Genomic DNA, 6303 nt, shown 5'->3' with positions numbered 1-6303 from the left:
ACTACCTCATCAAGAAGTTGTTCACCGCGATGGGGGCGCTCCAGATCGAGAACCAGGCCCGTATTTGACACTCCGCCACCGTCCCCGGTCTGGGGGCCAGCTTCGGTCGTGGCGGTGCGACGGATTTCCAGCAGGACATCGCCAACGCTGACGTGATCGTCATCCAGGGTTCCAACATGGCTGAGGCGCACCCGGTGGGCTTCCAGTGGGTGATGGAGGCCAAGCGCAAGGGCGCGAAGGTCTTCCACGTCGACCCGCGGTTCACCCGCACCAGCGCGGTTGCCGACTCGTACCTGCCGATCCGGGCGGGCACCGACATCGCGCTGCTCGGCGGCGTGGTGCGCTACATCCTGGACAACGAGTTGGACTTCCGGGAGTACGTGCTGTCGTACACGAACGCGGCGACGATCGTCAGCGAGGAGTTCGTCGACACCGAGGACGGGGACGGGTTCTTCTCCGGGTTCGATCCGGAGACTGGCAGCTACGTGCAGGACAGCTGGCAGTACGCGGGGCACGAGGGTTCGTCCGGCAGTGGGCACACCGCTCAGGAGCGCGACAGCGCCGCGGGGCTGGCGCACGAGTCGCACGGCGCGCAGGTGGGCGGGCAGACCGAGCGGGACGAGACGTTGCGGCACCCGCGCTGCGTCTACCAGATCCTCAAGCGACACTTCTCCCGCTACACCCCGGAGATGGTGGAGCAGGTCTGCGGGATCCCGCGGGAGCAGTTCCTGGAGTTGGCGCAGGCGTGGACCCGCAACTCCGGCCGGGACCGCACCGGCATGCTGATCTATTCGGTGGGGTGGACGCAGCACAGCGTGGGTGTGCAGTACATCCGCACCGGCGCGATCATCCAACTGCTGCTGGGCAACATGGGCCGTCCCGGCGGTGGGGTGATGGCTCTGCGCGGGCACGCCAGCATCCAGGGCTCCACCGACATTCCGACGTTGTTCAACCTGCTGCCGGGCTACCTGCCGATGCCGCACCACGCCGAGCACCCGAGCTTCGACGAGTGGGTGGACAGCATCCGGCATCCCGGGCAGAAGGGCTTCTGGGGCAACGCCCGGTCGTTCGCGGCCAGTCTGCTCAAGGCGTACTGGGGTGACGCGGCGACACCGGAGAACGACTTCTGCTACGGCTACCTGCCCCGGCTGACCGGTGACCACGGCACGTACCAGCAGGTGCTCAACATGATCGACGGGAAGATCAAGGGGTACTTCCTGCTGGGTCAGAACCCGGCGGTCGGCTCGGCGCACGGCCGCGCGCAGCGGCTCGGCATGGCCAACCTGGACTGGCTGGTGGTCCGCGACCTGTTCATGATCGAGAGTGCCACGTTCTGGCAGAACGGCCCCGAGGTGGCCACCGGCGAGATCGTGCCCGAGGAGTGCCGCACCGAGGTGTTCTTCCTGCCGGCCGCCTCGCACGTGGAGAAGGAGGGCACGTTCACCCAGACGCAGCGGCTGTTGCAGTGGCGGGAGAAGGCCGTCGAGCCGCCCGGCGACGCCCGCTCAGAGTTGTGGTTCTTCTACCACCTGGGCCGCAGACTGCGGGAGAAGCTGGCCGCCTCGACGCTGCCGCGCGACCGGGCACTGCTCGACCTCACCTGGGACTACCCCACGCACGGTCCGCACGAGGAGCCGAGCGCCGAGTCGGTGCTGCGCGAGATCAACGGGTACGACGTGGCGACCGGCCGCCCGCTGTCCAGCTTCGCCGAGGCCCGCGCGGACGGTTCCACCGCGATCGGCTGCTGGATCTACAGCGGGGTGTACGCCGACGGTGTCAACCAGGCGGCCCGGCGCAAGTCCCGACACGAGCAGGACTGGGTGGCCGCCGAGTGGGGTTGGGCGTGGCCGGCGAACCGGCGGATCCTCTACAACCGTGCCTCCGCCGACCCGGACGGCAACCCGTGGAGTGAGCGCAAGCGCTACGTGTGGTGGGACGCGGAGAAGTCCGAGTGGACCGGCTACGACGTGCCGGACTTCGAGAAGACCAAACCGCCGTCGTACCGGCCGCCACCCGGTGCGTCCGGGACGGAGGGCATCGCCGGTGACGACCCGTTCGTCATGCAGGGCGATGGCAAGGGCTGGCTGTACGCGCCCAGCGGCGTGCTGGACGGGCCGTTGCCGACGCACTACGAGCCGGTGGAGTCGCCGGTGCGCAACCCGCTCTACCGGCAGCAGGCCAACCCGACCCGCAAGATGTACGCGCACCCGGTGAACTCGGTGAACCCGAGCCCGCCGCAGGAGCACAGTCAGGTGTTCCCGTACGTGTTCACGGTCAGCCGGCTCACCGAGCACCACACCGCCGGCGCGATGAGCCGGACCGTGTCGCCGCTTGCCGAGTTGCAGCCGGAGATGTTCGTCGAGGTGTCTCCGGCCCTGGCCGGCGAGGTGGGGCTGACGCATCTGGGCTGGGCGCACCTGGTCAGCGGCCGGGCGGTGATCGAGGCGAGGGTGTTGGTGACCGACCGGCTCACGCCGCTGCGGGTGGACGGTCGGATCATCCACCAGGTGTGGTTGCCGTACCACTTCGGTTTCGAGGGTCTGGTGACCGGCGACTCGGCCAACGACCTGTTCGGCATCAGCCTGGACCCGAACGTGCTGATCCAGGAGAGCAAGGTCGGCACCTGCGACGTGCGACCGGGTCGGCGGCCCACCGGGCCGGCGCTGCTCGACCTGGTGGCCGACTACCAGCGGCGTGCCGGGATCACCCCGGGTCAGCACGCCCCGGCCGTCACCACCGACAACGAGGGGAAGGAACGCGGTGCTTCCTGACCCGCACAGCCTGTACGGCCCGCTGGACCCGGCGCCCGAGGCCGGTTACGAGAACGCGCCACCCCGGATGGGGTTCTTCACCGACACCAGCGTGTGCATCGGCTGCAAGGCCTGCGAGGTCGCCTGCAAGGAGTGGAACGGGGTCCCGGAGAACGGGCTCGACCTGCTCGGCATGTCGTACGACAACACCGGCGCGTTGACCGCCAACTCGTGGCGACACGTCGCGTTCATCGAGCAGCCCCGCCCGGCCGGGCAGCGCGCGGCGGACGTCCTGGGCGCCCCGGTCGACGCCGGCCCGGACCGGCCGGTCGAGGCGGGCCCGCAGTTCTTGGGGATGCCGGGTGCGCAGCCGCCGGGTCGGGGCACGGGCGTCGAGGAGCGCACCGACTTCCGGTGGTTGATGATGTCGGACGTCTGTAAGCACTGCACGCATGCGGCGTGTCTGGATGTGTGTCCGACGGGTTCGTTGTTCCGCACGGAGTTCGGCACGGTGGTGGTGCAGGAGGACATCTGCAACGGCTGTGGTTACTGCATTTCGGCGTGTCCGTACGGGGTGATCGACCAGCGTAAGGATGACGGTCGGGCGTGGAAGTGCACGTTGTGCTACGACCGGTTGGGTGCGGGGATGACGCCGGCGTGTGCGCAGGCGTGTCCGACCGAGTCGATCCAGTACGGGCCCCTCGACGAGCTGCGCGAACGCGCCGCCACCCGGGTCGAGACGCTGCACAATCGGGGGGTCCCCGAGGCCCGGTTGTACGGGCATGATCCGCATGATGGCGTGGGCGGTGACGGGGCGTTCTTCCTGCTGTTGGACGAGCCCGAGGTGTACGGGCTGCCACCCGACCCGGTGGTGACCACCCGCGACCTGCCGGCCATGTGGAAACGCGCCGGCCTCGCCGCGCTCGCCATGGCGGCGGCGACCGTCGCCGCGTTCGTCGGAGGCTCCTCATGACCCCACCGCGCCCCGTGGGCGACCGGTTCCGTCGCTTCCGGGAACGGCTCGCCGCCGAGGGCAGCGACCAACCACAGGCGAGCGACGAACGCCTTAGCGTCGGCAGCAGCGCCGGCCCCCCGACCGGCCGGCGGGGCGGGCGGCGCAAAGGCGGCGGCGAGGAACTGCGGGTGCCGGAGGCCGAGTTCACCTCCTACTACGGCCGGCCCATCCTCAAGGCGCCGGTCTGGAAGTGGGACATCGCGGCGTACCTGTTCACCGGTGGGTTGGCCGCCGGCTCGTCGCTGCTCGCCGCGGGTGGGCAGCTCACCGGGCGGCCGGCGTTGCGACGTGCCGGTCGGGTCACCGCGCTGGCCGCCGTCAGCGCCAGCGCCGTCTTCCTGATCAGAGACCTGGGCCGGCCGGCGCGGTTCCACCACATGCTGCGGGTGGCCAAGCCAACGTCACCGATGTCGATGGGCACCTGGATCCTCACCGCGTACGGGCCGGCGGCGGGTCTCGCCGCGATCGCCGAGGCGGCCGGTGCGCTGCCCGGCCACGGTCCGCTCGGGCTGGCCGCTCGGGTGTTGCCGCCGATCGGGCACGCCGCCGGGCTGCTCGCCGCCGGCACCGCGCCCGCGCTGGCCACGTACACCGGGGTGTTGCTGGCCGACACGGCGGTGCCGTCGTGGCATGAGGCGTACCCCGAGTTGCCTGTCATCTTCGCGGGCAGCGCCCTGGCCAGCGGCGCGGGCGTGGGTCTGCTCGCCGCGCCGCCGGCGCAGGCGGGGCCGGCCCGGCGGATGGCGGTGGCCGGCGCGGCCCTGGAGTTGTATGGCGCGCATCGGGTGGAGACCCGCCTCGGCCTGCTCAGCGAGCCCTACCGGTTGGGTCGGCCCGGTCGGCTGCTGCGCGCCGGCCGGCTGCTCACCGCCACCGGGGTCGCCGGCGCGTTGCTGGGCCGGCGCAGTCGGTTGGTCGGAGCGCTCTCCGGGACCGCGCTGCTGGCCGCGTCGGTGCTGACCCGGTTCGGGATCTTCTCCGGCGGTGTCGCCTCCGCCCGGGACCCGCGGTACACGGTGGTGCCGCAGCGTGCGCGGGTCGACGCCCGGCGGGCCGGCATGGATCTTCCAGCTGATCGGGCGGACCCGCCGGCGGTGTGATCGAATGTCCGGTGGAGGCGTTCAGGAGGCTGGTGCCCCTCCCGGTCTTCAAAACCGGAGTGGTCCGGGACCCGGGCCAGGCGGGTTCGATTCCCGTCCGTCTCCGCCAAACCGCTGCAGGAGATGACACGATGGGCGACGGGCCGGTGGACCCGCGACGTCGGGTGCCGCGCACCGACACGCTGCTCGCCGACCCGCTGTTGGCCGCGGCCACCGCGACGTTGGGCCGCGACCAGGTCAAGGCGGTGGTCGCGCGCGCGCAGGACCGGGCCCGTCGCGGCGAGATCAACCCCGACGAGGTACGCGACTCGGCGGTCGCCGCGTTGCCCGCGCCCGGCCCCCGCGTGGTGCTCAACGCCACGGGCGTCGTGCTGCACACCAACCTGGGTCGGGCGCCACTGTCGCCGGCCGCCCTCGCCGCGGTGGTGGCCGCCGCCGGGCACACCGACGTCGAGTTGGACCTGAACACCGGCCGGCGGGCCCGCCGGGGCCGCGACGCGCTCGACGCCCTGGCCGCCGCCGTGCCCGACGCAGGCGCGGTGCACGTGGTCAACAACGGCGCCGCCGCGCTGGTGCTGGCCGCCACCGCACTGGCCGCCGGCCGGGAGATCGTGGTCAGCCGGGGCGAGCTGGTCGAGATCGGCGACGGCTTCCGCCTGCCCGACCTGCTGGAGAGCACCGGGGCGCGGCTGCGGGAGGTGGGCACCACCAACCGCACCACGCTCGCGGACTACGCCGCCGCGCTCGGCCCGCAGACCGGCTTCGTGCTCAAGGTGCACCCGTCGAACTTTCGGATCACCGGCTTCACTTCGGCCACCGGTGTGCGTGACCTGGCCACCCTCGGCGTGCCAGTGGTCGCCGACATCGGCTCCGGTCTGCTCACCGCGGATCCGCTGCTGCCCGACGAACCGGACGCGACGAGCACGCTGCGCGCCGGCGCCACGCTTGTCACCGCCAGCGGCGACAAGCTGCTCGGCGGCCCGCAGGCGGGGCTGCTGCTCGGCGACGTCGCGCTGGTCGACCGACTGCGCCGCCACCCGCTGGCCCGGGCGTTGCGAGTGGACAAGCTCACCCTGGCCGCGCTGGCCGCCACCCTGCACCAACCGGACACCCCCACCCGGGCGGCCCTGCACGCCGACCCGGGTGCGCTGCGTCGACGGGTGGAGCGGCTGCGCGACCGGCTCGGCGCGGACGGCCGCAAGGCGGAGGTGGTGCCGGCCGTCGCGGTGGTCGGCGGGGGCGGGGCCCCCGGTGTCGAGTTGGACTCGTGGGCGCTGAGCCTGCCCGAGCGGTACGCGGCGCCGCTGCGCACCGGAGACCAGCCGGTCCTCGGCCGGGTGGTGCGCGGCCGGCTCCTGCTCGACCTGCGCTGTGTGCCGGCCGACGCCGACGAGGCGGTCCGCGCGGCCGTGCTGCGCGTACCCGGGGACGACTGAGC

Annotated in this window: 4 protein-coding genes and 1 tRNA gene; all 5 read left to right on the top strand. The window is 72.2% G+C overall.

Annotation, left to right across the window (positions count from 1 at the left end):
• On the top strand, positions 1–2771 hold a 2771-nt coding region (gene fdh / locus AB0B14_RS22335; RefSeq protein WP_357523926.1), incomplete at its 5' end, for a formate dehydrogenase.
• The gene (locus tag AB0B14_RS22330) at positions 2761–3723 is read left to right on the top strand and encodes a 4Fe-4S dicluster domain-containing protein (protein WP_357523924.1); all 963 of its coding nucleotides are present in this window, start codon (positions 2761–2763) and stop codon (positions 3721–3723) included. The genes fdh and AB0B14_RS22330, both read left to right, overlap by 11 nt.
• Positions 3720–4865: an NrfD/PsrC family molybdoenzyme membrane anchor subunit gene (gene nrfD, locus AB0B14_RS22325; protein WP_357523922.1), complete on the top strand. Its 1146-nt coding sequence runs from the start codon at positions 3720–3722 to the stop codon at positions 4863–4865. Before AB0B14_RS22330 ends, nrfD begins: the two co-directional genes overlap by 4 nt.
• Positions 4866–4878: 13 nt before the next feature.
• Positions 4879–4974 (top strand) — tRNA-Sec (locus AB0B14_RS22320).
• 22 nt (positions 4975–4996) lie between these two features.
• On the top strand, positions 4997–6301 hold the full coding sequence (selA, locus tag AB0B14_RS22315) for an L-seryl-tRNA(Sec) selenium transferase (protein WP_357523920.1): 1305 nt from the start codon (positions 4997–4999) through the stop codon (positions 6299–6301).
• Positions 6302–6303: the final 2 nt, after the last annotated feature.

The organism is Micromonospora sp. NPDC049171 (assembly GCF_040648275.1).
In the GTDB taxonomy this organism is placed as follows: domain Bacteria; phylum Actinomycetota; class Actinomycetes; order Mycobacteriales; family Micromonosporaceae; genus Micromonospora.
This window is presented reverse-complemented; position numbering and strand designations above follow the sequence as displayed.